At 46.8% G+C, this 16,890-nt stretch carries 11 protein-coding genes; 6 read left to right on the forward strand and 5 right to left on the reverse strand.

Features of this window, described 5'->3' with window-relative positions; all coding sequences use genetic code 11:
- Positions 1 to 2: 2 nt before the first annotated feature.
- From H6F88_RS28640 to H6F88_RS28655, 4 genes are all read right to left on the reverse strand, one after another.
- Positions 3 to 1,850 (reverse strand): methyltransferase domain-containing protein, encoded by a 1,848-nt coding sequence (locus H6F88_RS28640; protein ID WP_190646213.1) that lies wholly within the window; start codon positions 1,848 to 1,850, stop codon positions 3 to 5.
- Positions 1,843 to 3,138 carry an ABC transporter ATP-binding protein gene (locus tag H6F88_RS28645; protein ID WP_199333844.1) on the reverse strand — a complete coding sequence of 432 codons (1,296 nt, stop codon included), beginning with the start codon at positions 3,136 to 3,138 and terminating at the stop codon, positions 1,843 to 1,845. The genes H6F88_RS28640 and H6F88_RS28645 overlap by 8 nt, the downstream gene beginning before the upstream one ends.
- Positions 3,139 to 3,159: 21 nt before the next feature.
- Positions 3,160 to 4,005, reverse strand: coding sequence for an ABC transporter permease (locus H6F88_RS28650; RefSeq protein ID WP_190646337.1), 846 nt, complete (start codon positions 4,003 to 4,005; stop codon positions 3,160 to 3,162).
- A 251-nt stretch (positions 4,006 to 4,256) separates the two neighbouring features.
- Positions 4,257 to 5,162 (reverse strand): DUF3445 domain-containing protein, encoded by a 906-nt coding sequence (locus H6F88_RS28655; RefSeq protein ID WP_347277758.1) that lies wholly within the window; start codon positions 5,160 to 5,162, stop codon positions 4,257 to 4,259.
- Positions 5,163 to 5,291: 129 nt separating this feature from the next.
- On the opposite strand from H6F88_RS28655, the gene H6F88_RS28660 reads away from it, so the two are divergent.
- On the forward strand, positions 5,292 to 6,230 hold the full coding sequence (locus H6F88_RS28660; RefSeq protein ID WP_190646215.1) for a hypothetical protein: 939 nt from the start codon (positions 5,292 to 5,294) through the stop codon (positions 6,228 to 6,230).
- Between the two features lie 221 nt (positions 6,231 to 6,451).
- Here the strand turns inward: H6F88_RS28660 and H6F88_RS28665 are convergent, their stop codons facing one another.
- Positions 6,452 to 11,119, reverse strand: a complete 4,668-nt coding sequence (locus tag H6F88_RS28665; protein WP_190646216.1) for a glutamate synthase-related protein — start codon at positions 11,117 to 11,119, stop codon at positions 6,452 to 6,454.
- A gap of 1,266 nt (positions 11,120 to 12,385) precedes the next feature.
- Here H6F88_RS28665 and H6F88_RS34715 point away from each other — a divergent pair.
- The 5 genes from H6F88_RS34715 (at position 12,386) to rpsG (ending at position 16,797) form a co-directional block, all read left to right on the forward strand.
- Positions 12,386 to 14,374, forward strand: a complete 1,989-nt coding sequence (locus tag H6F88_RS34715; RefSeq protein WP_199333845.1) for a phosphodiester glycosidase family protein — start codon at positions 12,386 to 12,388, stop codon at positions 14,372 to 14,374.
- Between the two features lie 297 nt (positions 14,375 to 14,671).
- Entirely contained in the window at positions 14,672 to 15,091 is a 420-nt protein-coding gene (locus H6F88_RS28675; RefSeq protein WP_190646217.1) for a cupin domain-containing protein, read from the forward strand.
- Between the two features lie 160 nt (positions 15,092 to 15,251).
- On the forward strand, positions 15,252 to 15,578 hold the full coding sequence (locus H6F88_RS28680; protein WP_190646218.1) for an iron-sulfur cluster assembly accessory protein: 327 nt from the start codon (positions 15,252 to 15,254) through the stop codon (positions 15,576 to 15,578).
- A 144-nt stretch (positions 15,579 to 15,722) separates the two neighbouring features.
- The gene (gene rpsL, locus H6F88_RS28685) at positions 15,723 to 16,097 is read left to right on the forward strand and encodes a 30S ribosomal protein S12 (RefSeq protein ID WP_190646219.1); all 375 of its coding nucleotides are present in this window, start codon (positions 15,723 to 15,725) and stop codon (positions 16,095 to 16,097) included.
- A gap of 229 nt (positions 16,098 to 16,326) precedes the next feature.
- A complete protein-coding gene (gene rpsG / locus H6F88_RS28690; RefSeq protein ID WP_190646220.1) occupies positions 16,327 to 16,797 on the forward strand; it encodes a 30S ribosomal protein S7 in 471 nt (156 codons plus the stop codon).
- Positions 16,798 to 16,890: the final 93 nt, after the last annotated feature.

Here is a 16,890-nt window from a genome sequence, read left to right on the forward strand (position 1 = left end):
GACTAGTTGTTATGAACTGAGATGGAAATATCTTCTGCCAATCCGATAGGTTCCTGGTCAAACCAACGAACACCCTCTTGTACTAACGTAATCCTAAGTACATAGTTGCCTGCTTCTGATGGTGCGCTAACTTTCAAGTCATACACTTGCTTATTTGTTGGGGCGGAAAGAAGATCAAAAACTTTCTGAGATTCTTTATTGTTTAGAGGTGGAATTAGCTTGGTTCGCTCGCCTTCAAAGATTACGTTTTTGGTCGCTTTACTGTCTAACCAGTGATAGGAGAGGTGAACTGGGTTAGGAGCACAGCTATTTAAAACAGAACGACTCTTGTTTGTAATTTCTACAGTCGCGATGAACTCACTTTTGACTAGGGCATTTTTAGGAAAATCCTTAACCGTTATTTTGATTTCATAAGGTTGAATAACTGGCAAAGGAGCCATTTGCAATCGAGACTTTAGCTGATCTAAATCAATAGGTTGATGGGATGCGATCGCAAACAAACTATGAGCAGCACGCATTTCTTTTATAGAAAACTTCTTAAGCAAACTTCCACCAGGGTTACTGACATCTCCAAACCAAAGCAACACGTGTTTGAAATGTTTTGACAATTGTTGTCTAAGTATTCTTGGAGATTGCTCATTAATGTGCATCCGAAGCTCATAATCTGTGCGAGGTTGTGGTGGCAGATAGGATCCCACAGAAGCAGCTATCTTTCTTCTTCTTGGATATTCATAGTTGTAGTACCAGAGGTTAGGAAAAGTGTGCAGTACAAACAAACCGTCTGGCTTTAGATGCTTTGCTACTCTTCGGTAAAGCGTGTTTACCTCATCGGAGGACAAATGCTCAATCACATCAGAGGCAACTGCTAAATCGTACTGAGCCTGTAGAGGAGCGGTGCAAGCATCGTTGCAGAGAAATTGAACGTTGGCTAGTAAATGCTCAGATTCATCAAAGCACTTTACTGCTAACTGAATCGCATCGGCTGAGTAGTCAATTGCAGTAACCTTAAATCCTTGACGAGCAAAACAGTAAGTTAATTCACCCCGTCCGCAGCCAATATCTAATGCATATCCTTTGGTTTTTAAGCTAGAAATTGTTGCGATCGCTTGTAATCTTGGGTCTTCTAATCTTTTGCCTTTATTTCTTCTATAGGTGTCAAATCCGCCGCAATCTTTAGTGTAATACTCAGCAGTATAAGCCTGACGGATAGCGAGGCTGGAATCAGTCTTATAACTTTTCTCTTTACTAGCCTGCTTTAAATAAGTAGGAGAAACTTTAATCAATAATTCTCCTGCATAACCAGGAATTACGCCGTAAAAATCTATTAGGTTAGCGTACCGGAACAGAAAATCGCTGATCGCTACATAGTTTTGTCTTGTCCAAAAATATCCGTCTACCAGTACGTATCGTCCTTGTTTAAGAGCGAGTTCTAGATCATGAAAGGAACCGTCTCCATCTTGTTGTCCATCAACATGAATCAGGTCATAAACGGTGCCAGGTAAATGATCTAGGGCTTGTGTATCAGCAATAATAAAGTCAGTAGCAAAGCTCTGGGTTGCTTCTTTCGCCCAGTTAATTGCTCCTTTTACGCCTCCATAGGAGTCTGAGTCTAGATCAATGCCGACATATTTAGCGCTGGGGTTTCCATATAGAAATGCTTGCGCTGAGTAACCGAATCGAACGCCTATTTCTAAGATAGAGCTGGGCTTTAATACGTCTGCGATCGCCCATTTCAGCTTGTAATAATCAACCCACTCATCAAAAAGATGTGCTAGCGGATCAGATGGATTAGCACCTGCTCTGAAGTCATAATCTGACTGTTGCGCTTTTTGAATGATTAACTCAAACATAAACGGAGCTATTAATCGAAATAGAAGGATTGAGATTTACAATACCCGACCAATGAATAGACTTATTGTTTCTTAAAACGTTGAAAGCGGCAGAGTTATGAGCATACACTAGCGATCGCTTAAATAAACCCTCTCCAAATCCACCATCAGCGACACCCAATGAGATTGTGTATTCACCCTCCCTCAACGGAACGTGAAATCTAAAAATTACCTCCAAGAAGGTTCCGTTGTATACTTTGCCAATCTTTTCCCTCATCGCGAAGGTATTGGTTTCGAAAATAACTTCTCCAGTTCTATCTCGAACTTTAAAGCCGATATGTAGATCATCAAAACCCTGCAAAAATAATAATCCAATTGATAACTGCAAAGCTTGTTCACTAATTACTGAATCAACAACTTGACCGTTTTCATCTAAAAGTTGTACAAACTTAACGGAAACTTCTGAAGATTGAATAATAACTTCTTCTAAAACCTGATCAGAAGAAGATGTTTCCTGATCAGGTGAGTCAGGCTTTGCTACTATCTGAATTTCAACGGATTCAGAGTGCGTATCTCTCCTTTTAAGCAGTTTTGCTTCATACAAATCGATAACTTGTTTTGGACTTGCATCCAGCACAGCTTTTCCTGACTCTATTAATATGGCTCTGTTACACAGCTTGTATACTGCGGTAGAGTCGTGAGAAACGAATAAAAGAGTTGTCCCTAATTTTTTGAGTTCTTGAATCCTTTCAAAACATTTCTGCTGAAAATAAATATCGCCAACTGCTAATGCCTCGTCAACGATTAAAATATCAGGGTTCACACTGACTGCAACGGCAAAGGCCAACCTGACAAACATTCCACTAGAGTACGTTTTCACAGGTTGTTCTATAAAATCTCCAATCTCGGCGAATTTGATTATTTCATCAAGCTTGGTTGCAATTTCTTGTTGACTAAGTCCTAAGATTTGCCCATTAAAAAATACATTCTGCCTGCCTGTAAACTCGGGGTTAAAACCACTACCCAGTTCTAATAGAGCAGAAACTCGTCCGTTGACAAATACTTCTCCTGTGGTTGGGGTTAGTGTTTTAGCAATGATTTGAAGTAACGTACTTTTGCCGGAGCCATTTTGACCAATAATTCCAAGGGCTTCGCCTCTTGTCACGTTCAAGTTGATATCCTGCAGTGCCCAAAATATCTGAGCATGATTCTTTTGCGGCAGCAAAATTTCTTTTAGCCGATCTACTGGCTTGGCGTAGCGCTTAAAGCACTTCGAGATGTTCTCTAACGAAATCGCGATCTCATTCATCACACCATTATTGAGCAATTCTTAAAGGACATCAGCAAATGCTGGACGCAAGCGCCTATAAACCCACAAGCCGCCAGTAAACGCTATTAAAGATGCTCCCGTAGCAACTCCCCATTCTCCCCAGTGAGCAACTTTGCCAACTAGAACAAGATCCCGGTAGGTTTCAGCGATCGCCGCCATCGGATTGAGCCAGAACACCAAGCTTCTAAACCGTTCGGGAATGATCTCTGCGGGGTAAACGATTGGGGTGACGTAAAACCACAGGTTTAAAACAATTCCTAGCGTCTGGGGAATGTCCCGGAGAAATACGGTGAGTCCTGCAGTCAGGTAGGCTAGCCCTGCAGTTAGCAACAATTGAGGCATCCAGACTAAGGGCAACAGCCACAGAGTAGCGTGTACCGTTTGGGTGATTGCCGCCACAAATATAATCAGCGCCATCAACCCGAATGTACTTTCGATGAATGCTGAAAGAACTGGAACTAAAGGCAGCAGAACCAGCGGAAATACTACTTTTTTAACTAAATTTGTTTGGGCTACGACTGAACCTGCTGCCGGAACCAAACCGCTCGTAAAAGCGATCCAGGGCAACAGTCCAGCAAACAGCCACAGTCCAAAAGTAAGGTTATTTTCTGGTAAGCCGTTGAGGGTTAGCTTGACCCGTAAAACAATCGAAAAAACGTAAGTGTAGATGAGTAGCTGGGAGAGTTGGTTTAACAGCGGCCAAACATTTCCCAGAACCGATCCTTTATATCGAGCTTCTAGATCTCGCTGTACCAATGCCTTGAGCAAGCTTAATTGAGACCACCCCTGCTCACGTATTGGCAAGCAATGTTTTATCTTGCTGGCCTGATGAACTAGCCCTCTGATCAATCCCAACAACGCCCGTTCCTCCACTCACCACGTATCGCAAATTGGAGCTTTTCCAATTCTCAGCTTGAAAAGTTGGTGAGCGTTACACTTCCAGAATATACGCTCACTCCTCACCCACCTACGGATCATTCTAAGACTGCTATGTCTAATGCTCACTCTCTAGACAAACAGTGTTCTTTAAGATTCTATGGCGTTTTGTCAAAACGCAAGCAAAAATTTGTTACTTCAAAGATCAGTAACCCATGCTTCTAATCAAGATTCTGTATAGTATCCGCCAAATAATTTAGCAGCACTTCTCGAATGGGCAACAGCGTTTTGTATTGCTGCATTTCAGGAGAAATCTGTTGAATTGCAGCTGCTAAACCTCTTGCTGCGGTCGGCTCAGTCTCAAGCACCCTTAAGGAATAGACATAGGTGCGGATTGTAAACAGGATATTCCTGCTTTGAGGCAACCGTCGTAGGGTTTGTCGCTCTACCCGAATCCAGAGCTTTTCTCCTGCATTGGCAGCATTCAAGCTAGGTGCAGCATCCCGGCTCTGTAAAAGAAATAGGTCGGGCGAGTCTACGATGCTCCAGTTCAAACGCCAGACGGGGCGATCGCTCCTGATCTGCTCAAAGAATTGATTGACGGGCGATCGCAGCTTCTCCGCATAGCCAGGTACTGGCGCATGGATTTGTCCCATCGGTCGCCCTATCTTTTCGGCTAACAGCCAGCGAGATGGAAAACAAACGGAAGCTGCAGATAGCACATAGCCTTCAGGGGCAGAGTGCATCAGACAAAAATCTTCCTGAACCAACCGCCCAGCAAGGTCAAGCGGGGCAGCTTTGAAGTCTGAGAGATTCCAGGTTTGTCCGGTTGCTAAGTTGTGGAGGCGATCGCCTTCTCGCTGATAGTGCTGAGGAAAATGCTTTAGCAGGTGCGTCACCAGCAAATCCAGTATTTCCTGCTGTCCAGGTTCACTTCCGGGCAAACTGGCAAATACTTCCGCATATCGCTGTTGCAGCAATGTTTCCTTGAGTGCCAATTCACGCTCTAAATGCTCGTCAATCTCAATCCAAGTTTGTAAGTCGAGCGATCGCAGTCCTGGCACCATACGCCACTGTCCATCAGCAAACGGAAGGTAAGGCGGGCTATGGTGCTGTGAAACTTTCACGGTTTCGTTAAGCCTTCATCATGCAGAGCGGGCTATTTTCACAAACCAGATAGAACGATTTGCTGAAAATACTGATTTAGTAATATCGCATTTGGGAAGTATGAGATTGCTCAGGTAAGAGTACATACCATGCTTGTCTTTTTTATTCACGGTGTCGGCACGAAAAATGCCAGTTACGCTGATCATTTAATCAGGAATACTAAAAGTGAACTTTTCAGACAATGTACCGAGCAACCAGTAAATTTTTACTCAAGTTTTTGGGGAAATTTATTCAACAATAAAAAGCATCAGGTCGTTGAATATCTTGATAAGGATATTTCAAGATTTTGTACAAACCACCCAGAGTATGAAGACTACTGCTCAAGAATCTATAGATATAAGCAGCGAAGAGAGAAATTAATAAATAACTTTCTGGGAGACTTTCTGATTTATCAGAATCCAAAACGTGGGAAGATGATCCGCTCAGCAATTTTAGAGCAGTTTAATCAATTCCTAAAAGATCATCCTGAATCTCAAGAAATTCACTTTGTTGCTCATTCTCTTGGTAGCTTTATTCTGTGGGATCTACTTTTCTCAGATGATTTGGATAGTAATGATCCAGCCTACTTATTACGTGAAAAATTAGACCAGATAGAGCTTGCAAGTATTACAACTCTGGGATCTCCATTGCTATTTCTTAAGCAGATGTTTGATCTTGATTTTTCTGCGATCGCCACTCATCTTGCAAAACCTAAAAAGGCGAATTTGGAAAGTTCTTGCAAGCTGAGGTGGGTAAACGTAATCCATTCGTCTGATTTAGTGGCATATCCTCTTCATGCTGCGATAGAGAAAGAAATTAGTTCTGAGTTATTCTTTTGTGATCAGTATGTCTGGGAATATGCAAATCCGACTGAGCAAACGTTGCTCTACCTCGATCGAGTAGATTTAGCAATGGTTGTTGCAGCAGAAGATGCTCATTCAGCTTACTTTTACGACAATAGCGATGGTGCCATTACAGCTAAAATCCTTACGCAAAACTTATTAGATGAAACAAAAAAACTACGGGAGAGGTGTGTTCATCCAAGATAGGTCGAACCTTGAATAAAACTGGATGAAATTTCACCTTTACATTCAAACTTTGTAGAGCCTTTGACTGCAATGCTCTTAAGTGAAGCTAGGATTTAAGAGTGGAAGTAAGGATTTTTCAGAACTGTCAATCTATTAAAATCCCCAGCTTCTCAAAGAAGCTGGGGATTGTCTCATTCATAGCCTGTCAAGAATGGCTATGTACGCTTGCAGTTGACTGGAGATTACTGAACTGGACTTAACACCTTTTCTTCGACAGCAGTCTGACTAGCTTCTGGGCTGTCTGCCTCAGATGGTGGCACGACTTGCCAGAATTTGGGCAGGAACTCAGACCAGTTGTCGAGGATTTGGGCTGCTTTTTGGCTGCCTGTGCGATCGCCATGAGCTGCAATCAAGTCCTTAAGCTGCTGTTCTCCGGCTGGAGTTTGCACGCGCTGGAGCTTGACGATTTCAGGATTGACTTTCTCAGGGAAGCTGCCGTCTTCGTCTAAGAAATAAGCCAGTCCGCCTGTCATGCCTGCACCGACGTTGCGACCGACTCGACCCAAAACGACAATTGTGCCGCCCGTCATGTACTCGCAGCAGTGATCTCCGGCTCCTTCAATCACCGCTTGTCCTTTGGAATTCCGCACAGCAAAACGTTCACCTGCCTGTCCATTCGCAAACAGCGTTCCGCCAGTTGCGCCATATAGACAGGTGTTACCGATAATCACGTTTTCAGAGGGCGTGTAGGTCGCAGCAGCAGGTGGTTTGATGACGATTTCGCCGCCGTGCATTCCTTTGCCGACGTAGTCATTGGCTTCGCCTTCAAGATTAAGGGTCATTCCCGGTAAGTTAAAAGCTCCAAAGCTTTGACCGACGCTGCCTGTGAAGTTGAGGGTAATTTGTCCTTCAAAGCCAGTGTTGCCATACTTCTGGGCGATCGCTCCCGCTAACCTCGCACCAACAGTGCGATCGGTGTTGACCACATCAATGCTCTGGCTAACGCTGCCCTGATCTCGGATTGCCGCTTGAATCGCCGGATCGCTAAGCAACTGATCGTCTAGAACGGCTCCGTTGCTATGTGTTTCCCCATGCTCTAGCCAGCTGCGATCGGTGCGGCTATCGGGCAACTGAGTCAGGCAGTCCAGGTTAAGTGCTTGAGTTTTGGTGATTTTTACGCCTTCTCGCACTTTTAGCAAGTCAGCCCGACCAATCACATCTTTGAGCGAACGGTAGCCCAGTCGAGCGAGAAGCGATCGCACTTCCTCAGCGATGAAGTAGAAGAAATTCACCACGTGCTCTGGGACGCCCGTGAACCGCTGGCGCAGTTTCTCTTGCTGAGTTGCTACACCGACCGGACAGTTGTTGGTGTGACAGATTCTCGCCATAATGCAGCCTTCCGCAATCATGGCAACGGAGCCAAACCCGTACTCTTCCGCACCCATTAGGGCTGCCATGAGTACATCCCAACCTGTCTTGAAGCCGCCATCTGCCCGCAGCAGGACGCGATCGCGCAACTGATTTTCCATCAGCACCCGATGCACTTCGGTTACACCCAACTCCCAAGGAACACCCGCGTGCTTGATTGAGCTAAGCGGCGAGGCGCCCGTTCCGCCATCGTGACCGGAAATCTGAATTATGTCTGCGTTTGCCTTCGCCACACCAGCCGCGACAGTGCCAATGCCCACTTCTGCCACCAGCTTCACCGAAACCTTTGCTTTAGGATTAATCTGGTGTAGGTCAAAGATTAGTTGAGCCAAATCTTCAATCGAGTAAATGTCGTGGTGGGGAGGCGGTGAAATCAGCGGCACTCCAGGCTTAGAACGACGCAGCATAGCAATGTAGGGACTGACTTTTTTGCCAGGAAGCTGTCCGCCTTCACCGGGCTTAGCGCCCTGAGCAATTTTGATTTCAAGCTGTTTGGCGCTGACCAAATATTCGGGTGTTACGCCGAATCGCCCTGACGCAATTTGCTTGATCGCTGAACTAGCAGTATCGCCGTTTCGCAAGCCCTTCAGGTGAGGCAGAAGCTGAGACAGTCCGTTCTCATCCACATCGTTCAGCACCTTAAAGCGAACTGGATCTTCGCCGCCTTCGCCAGAGTTGGACTTGCCGCCGATGCGGTTCATGGCGATCGCCAAAGTCTCATGCGCCTCCCGTGAGAGTGACCCTAGCGACATGGCTCCCGTGCAAAAGCGCTTAACAATGGTTTCGACCGATTCCACTTCCTCCATAGGAATGGCAGGGCGATCGCCCTTAAAGTCGAGCAAATCGCGCAATGCGGTTAGCGGTCGCTGCTCCAGAGATTTCTGGTAGACCTCGTAGTGGTCATAGTTCATCGCGCCTACCGCTTTGTGCAGCGCCTTTGCCATTTCGGGGCTATTCATGTGATATTCGCCCCCCGGCTTGTAGTTGAAGAAGCCAAAGTTCTCTAGTTTCTTCAGCGTTAGTTCAGGGAATGCGCGTTGATGGAAGGTAATGACCTCTTGCGCCAGGTCAGCCACGCTCAATCCACCCAAGCGTGAAGCAGTTCCAGTGAAGCCAAGATGCAGCAGGTCAGATCCAATGCCGATTGCCTCAAAAATCTGTGCCGCCTGATAGCTAGACAGCAGCGAGATTCCCATCTTGGACAAAATTTTGAGCAAGCCCGCTTCGATCGCTTTACGGTAGTTGTTTTGTGCTGCGGTAATGGAAATTGCCTCAAGCTTGCCACGCTGCATGAAGCTTTGGGTTTTAGAGTCAGACCACCAGTGGCGAACTGTTTCCCAAGCCAAATAAGGGCAAACGGCACTGGCTCCATAGCCAATCAAACAGGCAAAATGATGCGTACTCCAACACTGGGCAGTATCCATGACGATTGAGGCTTTCATCCGCAGCCCTTGTCGGATCAAGTGATGATGAACTGCGCCGACAGCCAGCAGGGGAGGAATGTAGCTTTGCTCAGCATTCAGATTGCCTGTTTCACCAGATGGAGTGAGGCGATCGCTCAGAATCAAAATTTTCTGACCTGCGCGAACTGCCGCTGTTGCCTGCTGGCACAATGCTGTCACGGCTCTCTGCAAACCTTCTGGGCCAGCAGAGATATGAAATAGAGTCGATAGATTTGCAGTGCCAAAGTCAGACTGCCGGATTTGCTCCAGTTCAGCATCGTTTAGAACAGGAGACTTGAGCTTGAGCAATCGTGCATACTCTGGTTTTTCTTCCAGAAAATTGCCTCGTTCGCCTAGTTGAGATGTCAATGACATCACCAAGCTTTCCCGCAGCGGGTCGATTGGCGGATTTGTCACCTGAGCAAACCGCTGCTTGAAGTAGTCGTAAAGCAGACGGGGTTTGTCTGACAGCACGGCAAGGGGAATATCGTCGCCCATGCAAAAAGTGGGTTCCTTACCCTGAGAAGCCATTGCCTCAACGATCATCTCTACATCTTCGCTGGTGTAGCCAAAGGCAGTTTGATGGCGTAGCAGGCTCCCAGTCTCCAAGGAACTCGCTTCGGCAAAAGGCTGGGGTTTCAACTCATAGCGCTGCTGCAACCACTCACCGTAAGGCTGCTTGCTGGCAACGCGCTGCTTGATTTGCCAGTTCTTCAAAATTTCATGGCTTCTAAAATCGACTGCGATCGCCTCTCCTGGACCCAGCCGCCCCTTCTCCACAATTTCAGATTCGGGTAGGTCAACTACACCCGCCTCAGAAGCAACCACCACAAAGCCGTCACGGGTAATGCTGTAGCGAGCAGGACGTAGTCCGTTTCGATCTAACGTCGCTCCGACTCGCTTACCATCGCTAAAGACTAGTAGTGCTGGACCATCCCAGGGCTCCTGAATACCGCTGTAGTATTCGTAGAAATCAGTAATTTCGGGATAATTTGCCAACTCTGGCTGGTTCAAGTAAGCCTCTGGCACCATGATCATCAGCGCTTCCAGGGGACTGCGCCCTGAATTCACCAATAGCTCCATCACGTTGTCGAGGTTAGCAGAATCGCTGTTTTCAGGGTTGACGATTGGTTTGAGTGCTTCGAGGCGATCGCCCCAGTAAGGATGCTCCAGGTCCGCTTCCCGCGCCACCATCCAGTTGATGTTGCCCAGCAGCGTGTTGATTTCGCCATTGTGACCAAGCAACCGCATCGGCTGAGCCAAAGGCCAACGAGGCATCGTATTCGTGCTAAAGCGGCGATGATACACCGCAAAGGCACTTTGATAGGTCGGATTTTGCAGGTCTGTGTAGAAATCACCCAGCACTGCAGAGCGCACCATGCCCTTATAAACAATCGTTCGGTTAGAGAAGGAGCAAATGTAGAACTCTTGCAATCCGGCTGCGTCTTCTGAGCTAGCAGGTTCTACCGTTGCAACTGCCTGTTCAATCTTCTTGCGCACCAGATAAAGCTGACGCTCTAGCACATCGTCCGTCTCATTAGATTGCACCAAAAGTTGTTCAATCTGAGGCTGGTTTTCTCTTGCTTGAATTCCCAGTAATTGAGGATGTACAGGTACTTTTCGCCAGCCCAAGATCCGCAAGCCCGACTCCTGTAGCAGTTTTTCGGCAAGTTGACGGGCGATCGCTGCTCCTGCCTCAGCCTGCGGCAAAAACACCATCCCTACGCCGAGATGCTCAGTAGGAACAGCGCCAATCTTGTTTTCCTGGAGCCAATCGCTCAACAAATCCCAGGGAATAGCCGTCATTATTCCGGCACCATCACCCGAATCCTGATCGGCGCTACAAGCTCCTCGGTGTTCCAAACAAGTCAAAGCAGACAGCGCTTTGGCAACCAAAGTATGGCTTGCCCGCCCGTACTGGTCAGCAATAAAACCAACCCCGCAGGCATCCCTTTCCTCAACCAACCATCGCTGTCCTGGAAAACCTGCCGCTACTTCGTGATTTGTCTGTCTGTCTCGATTCACACTCGTGCTACCCATAGAACAACCCGTCTCGCTTGTAATCGCTGAAAAATCATCTGGATGACAAAAACTGTCAAATATCTAAATGACAACCCTAAAAAGAAAACCCCTTATCAACCCGCAAAAGCCAAAAACTGAGGAGACGAGAAAGTTGTCCGAAGCAATGCTTCTGACACTTTCAAGGCTCAAGCAGCCGCAATGCCATTTAAGGTAAAACCCTCAGTACCGTAGCGTGGATTGCAAAGTCGCTATCTATAAAAAATCCACATGGACGGCACCGAATAGATCATGGATCTTATAGAGGATATCGAGCCTTGGCAACCCTCGCTGTATTTGGAGCGACGCAGATGCTCAAATTTCGCTCACCAGCGGCTTAATTTCCAAGCTCAACTCACCCTCAGTCTCAATCAAAGCTTTAAGTCTACTCAGAAATCTGATTGTACTTGTAACAATGATCTAATCAAAAATCGGCTGTCTTAATTTCTATTATGAAGCTAAAACTTTAAATCTATGTGATTATTCCTTGCTGAATGACTAAGGAGGTGACGCTAGTAGAATTGCAACTCTCGAACTGATGCATTCACTACAAAATTCTGATTTTTATATTTGTCAAATGTCGAAAGCTTGAATTTGTCTAGGCCTAGGAATCTCAACAATCATTGATTCCCCTGTAGAGTTAGCAGAAAACGAGCAAAGGCTACGCGCTTCCACAACCAAAATCGCGAAAAACGAATTTTGTATCTTGCATTACAGATTTTCTGAGAAATGCAATGTTTGTCTTTGCAGAAAGAAGTAGCGGCTGTATCTCTAAGTCGCGGCTAGAAAGAGCAGTTTTACGCTCAACTTAGATATACAGTTCAAATTAAATAATTCAAATTCTTCTTAGCCCCTTTTAGAAATTTGCAAAAACTTGCAGAAGAGGTCGCATAGCGCAGGCTAAGCGCATGTTGAGCTGAATGTTTCGTCTCAGGAATCAGCGCAAGGCTCGGTCTAACCGTTCCTTATGCAACTAGAGCAGCAATCAGCACAACTCTAGAACTGGTGTATGAGTAAACCCGCCCTTGAGGGGATGCGTCTTTTAACAATTGTGAACAGCTGTCGGCAAGACGGGGTTGTCTGGGGGATTCTGGAAGCACAAACCGCTGCAAATTCCCATTGAAGGTTAGCTCGATTCACAGCCTCATTTCAACCACACTGTGTTTCCAGCAACCCAACTGGCAGTTCGCTAACCTCACTATCCATTGGAGTAATGCCCCTTGCTCCCGCTAAGTCACACTGAGCAACGTGAATCAAGTTAACAAGCAACGCTTCCTCAAAGGCTCAATTCTGCAGTCTTTCTCAAAAAAAACTTCTTCCCTGCTGATCTTCCCCCTGCTGGCTGCTACTTTCCATGCGCCTGATTTTACTCAGGGAAATGAAGCGCTCCTATCTCTTCGGTCTCTGCAAAGCGCTAGTTTACAGCTCCAAATGCCCGTTGTTCAAGAGTCGTCGACTATCTTGCCTGTCACTGGGGATGTCTCCAATCAGTCCGCTGAACGATCTGTTCAGGCATCCGATGTAGAAGTGATTCCGCAAGAGTTCTGGACCCCTGTTTTAGTTAGGATTTCTCAAGCCATACCCGTCACTGAGGGTACTCAGGTTGTAATTAACGGTCGCACTCTAAATGCGGCCTGGAGCCAGCGCCAGCAGCGCATTGGTATTGCTGATACTGGATTGATGCAGACAGTTGGCGTTGAGCTACTGAATACTGAAAGTGCCTCCAGACAACCTGTGCAGTGGTTTTCTGATTCAGGTACAAATGCTCTGGCGTTGGGAACCTGGCTCACCAGTCGATATCGCTATTTGGATATCACTGAACTCGCACAGCTGGCTGGCTGGCAGATGCAGGTGAGTGGCAATGTGCTGCGGATTTCTACGCCAGTGTCTAGAGTAATGGCGGTTCGTCAAGGACGGCAAAGTTGGGGCGATCGCATTGTGATTGACCTCGACCGCTCAACCCCTTGGCAGGTCACCGAGCAATCTGGAGAATTGGTAGTTAATATCAACGCCCAGGCTGATCCTGCGTTAGTCCGAAACTTCCAGGCAGGACCAGGTAATCGACTAACTTCGCTCAATGTTCAGGCAAGCGGCAATCAAACGGTGATTCGAGTTGGCATTCCCACGAATCTGCGTCCTCGCGTCTGGTCTTTGCCCAACCCTAATCGTATGATCATCGACGTTGGAGCAGATTCCACCGTGCAACGCAATATTGTTTGGGCACCGGGTATTCGCTGGCAAGAGCAAGTTGTGAATACAGGAAGCGCCCAATTTCCAGTAATCGCTCTAGTCATTGACCCCCGTCAGTCAGGATTAGCAGTTAGACCAATTTGGAGCAATGCCTCTAGTGCTATTGGGACTACGCCACTGATTACGATGGCTCAAAGCTCACAAGCGATCGCTGCTATTAATGGTGGTTTCTTCAACCGCAATAATCAGTTGCCGCTGGGCGCAATTCGTCGAGATGGTCGCTGGATCTCAGGGCCAATTTTGAATCGAGGGGCGATTGCTTGGAACGAAGCCGGAGAAGTGGCGATCGGCCGCCTCGGGCTTCAAGAAACAATAACAACTCCTGCAGGGCAGCGGTTTACAGTTCTTTCCCTCAACAGCGGATACGTTCAGGCAGGTGTTGCTCGTTATACAAGTGATTGGGGATCAACCTACACTTCGATCATCGACAACGAGATTTTGGTCACAGTTCAGGACAATCGGGTCGTCAATCAGCAACCTGCTGGAGCTGCAGGGCAAACCTCCATTCCCATTCCTGCCAATGGATATGTGATAGTCGTTAGAGCCTACAGTGCTGCTGCAAACGCTCTTGCTGTAGGTACCAACGTGCAGCTAGAAACTACCAGCAACCCAGCCGACTTTGGCCGATATACCCAAATTCTTGGAGCCGGTCCGCTGCTGCTGCAAAATCGTCAAGTCGTACTCAATGCTCAGTCCGAGCAATTTGGTGAAGCCTTTGCCCGACAGGCAGCTGCCCGCAGTGCGATCGGTAGAACAGCAGAAGGCAATCTGATTATGATTACGGTTCAAAATCGAATAGGTGGACCTGGACCTACTCTGGCAGAAACCGCTCAAATCATGCAGCGATTAGGCGCAGTAGACGCCCTCAATCTAGATGGTGGAAGTTCCACAACACTTTATCTCGGTGGACAGTTGCTTAACCGCTCTCCCTATACAGCAGCCCGCGTTCACAATGGCATCGGTGTGTTTATTCAACCTAGCCTTTGAATAAAACAGCCTACGTAACTCGCACTGCTTACTTTTGGGATGAGTACTTATACCTTTTCAACTTCAGAGGAAATAAAGCTGATTTAAAGCTCATCCTATTGTGTAAAGAATCCATATAAATCAGCTCAAATTGTGGCTTGGCAGATGAAATCATCTGGGCGCTTTTGCTATGGTTAGCTTCGGTTGTTTGAATTGAGGGAATCATGCTTGAGTCGGGCATCGTTTTCCAGTCAAAGCAACCCAAGCGAATGCCCGAAGTCAACTCAATCTCACAGCAGTTCATAAGGAGAAAATGTCGTGGCTCAAACCCAAGAAGTTACTCAACCCGCCGCTTTGAACCTACCTACCTCGGTTACTCCAAAAGGAGTCGCTGCCACCGAACTGCGCCCCTGGGGTTCTTTCACTATTTTGGAAGAAGGGCGGGGATACAAAATTAAGCGGATTGAAGTCAAGCCTGGGCATCGTCTTAGCCTACAAATGCATCATCACCGCAGCGAACACTGGATCGTCGTCTCCGGAACCGCCAAAGTCACCTGCGGCGACCAGGAAAAGCTGTTGTTTAGCAACCAATCAACCTACGTGCCCGCCTGCACCAGCCACCGCTTAGAAAATCCTGGAGTAATTTCTCTGGTTCTAATTGAAGTTCAGAACGGAGAATATTTAGGAGAGGATGACATCGTTCGGTTCCAGGATGACTACTCTCGAGCCAAAGCTTAAGTTTCAAAATTCGCTCACCTGACTATTACATCAAAAAGGGTAGGCTTGACCAAGAGCCTACCCTTTTAGCTAGCTCTAACTCTGACCTCTTTGCATCTCTACGCTTGCGGGTAGATGGCTGTAAGATCATCCACAGGACTTATATTTTTCCATATAATTCATGATTCAGCTTAGTCAGGCAGCGATCGCCGAAATCAGCCGTCTCAAAGCAAAACAGCGTGACCCTCAAATGCTATTTCGTTTAGAAATTCAGCCCGGTGGCTGCTCTGAGCTTCATTATGTCCTTAGATTTGATAGTTGCATTAACCCGACTGACCAAGTTCTAAAATGTGGGGAGATGTCTGTTGTAGTAGACCCTCAGAGTCTCAGTTGTATTAGCGGTTTGGCAGTAGACTACTCCGAGGATCTAATGGGCGGTGGATTTCGCTTCCACAACCCTAACGCTATCCAAAACTGTGGATGTGGTAACTCTTTCTCTATTTCGTAGTGGTTTCCAGAGCTTCCCATTTCTGAGGGCTTTGCTGCCAGATATTAAAGTCCAAACAAATTGACAAAAAATCGCTAAAATCGCTATAGTTGTAGACTGTTGCAAAGAGCAAACCAGTAAGAGAACGAGATTTAGTGTTATTCCATGCCCACAATCCAACAGCTTATTAGCGACGAACGCCAAAAGGCAACGAAGAAGACAAAGTCACCAGCTTTAAAGAGCTGTCCGCAGCGTAGAGGCGTTTGCACGAGGGTTTATACAACCACTCCTAAAAAACCAAACTCAGCACTCCGCAAGGTTGCGCGGGTACGTTTGACTTCTGGGTTTGAGGTGACTGCTTACATTCCGGGGATTGGTCATAACCTACAAGAGCATTCTGTCGTTATGATTAGGGGTGGTCGGGTTAAAGACTTACCGGGTGTTCGTTACCACATTATTCGCGGAACTCTGGACACTGCTGGAGTAAAAGATCGGAAGCAAGGGCGCTCCAAGTATGGCGCTAAGCGCCCTAAGTCCTGAGCTAAGCCCGTAATACTTTTCGTATGTGCTGACTTTACACTTGCGATTTATTCGAAATTTGCTACCTTGAGTTATTCTTGGATATTGGTGGCATTTTCGTCGCTGTCGATGTGTTCTCAGCGTATATCGTAATGGGACTGCGTTCTCTTTGCGATTGTGATGTCCACATCTTTCTGTTTCAATCAATCTTTTTTGCAAGGCAATCTAACCTCTCAATTTAAGGCTTACCATGTCTCGTCGTACAGTCATCCAAAAGCGTCCAGTTCAACCTGATCCAGTTCACAACAGCCGCCTTGTCAGCATGATGGTCCGGCGATTGATGAGAAGTGGAAAAAAATCCTTAGCGTATCGTCTCATTTATGATGCGTTCAAGGTGATTGAGGAGAGAACTGGGTCAGACCCGTTGGAAACGTTTGAGAGAGCTGTACGAAACGCTACTCCCTTGGTAGAAGTCAAGGCACGCCGTGTAGGGGGCGCAACTTACCAAGTTCCTATGGAAGTTCGCTCTGACCGAGGCATTGCATTGGCTCTAAGATGGTTGACCCAGTACTCTCGCCAGCGTACAGGCCGAACTATGGCTGGTAAGCTAGCAAATGAGCTTATGGATGCAGCTAATGAAACTGGCAGCGCAATCCGGAAGCGTGAAGAAACTCACAGAATGGCTGAAGCTAACAAAGCGTTTGCTCACTACAGATACTAATTTCTTAGAGGAAGACTCCGTTAAGAGTTCGCAGTGTATAGAATCTTAATAGAGGTATCCGAACGAACTTTGCGACAGGGACTAAGGAGGTAG

This window comes from Oculatella sp. FACHB-28, from assembly GCF_014696015.1.
GTDB lineage: Bacteria > Cyanobacteriota > Cyanobacteriia > Elainellales > Elainellaceae > JAAUTN01.

Coding starts and splice junctions, on each gene's coding strand:
- rpsG (WP_190646220.1), top strand. CDS start 16,327: ATGTCTCGTCGTACAGTCATCCAAAAGCGTCCAGTTCAACCTGATCCA.
- H6F88_RS28640 (WP_190646213.1), bottom strand. CDS start 1,850: ATGTTTGAGTTAATCATTCAAAAAGCGCAACAGTCAGATTATGACTTC.
- H6F88_RS28680 (WP_190646218.1), top strand. CDS start 15,252: ATGATTCAGCTTAGTCAGGCAGCGATCGCCGAAATCAGCCGTCTCAAA.
- H6F88_RS28645 (WP_199333844.1), bottom strand. CDS start 3,138: ATGAATGAGATCGCGATTTCGTTAGAGAACATCTCGAAGTGCTTTAAG.
- H6F88_RS28665 (WP_190646216.1), bottom strand. CDS start 11,119: ATGGGTAGCACGAGTGTGAATCGAGACAGACAGACAAATCACGAAGTA.
- H6F88_RS28660 (WP_190646215.1), top strand. CDS start 5,292: ATGCTTGTCTTTTTTATTCACGGTGTCGGCACGAAAAATGCCAGTTAC.
- rpsL (WP_190646219.1), top strand. CDS start 15,723: ATGCCCACAATCCAACAGCTTATTAGCGACGAACGCCAAAAGGCAACG.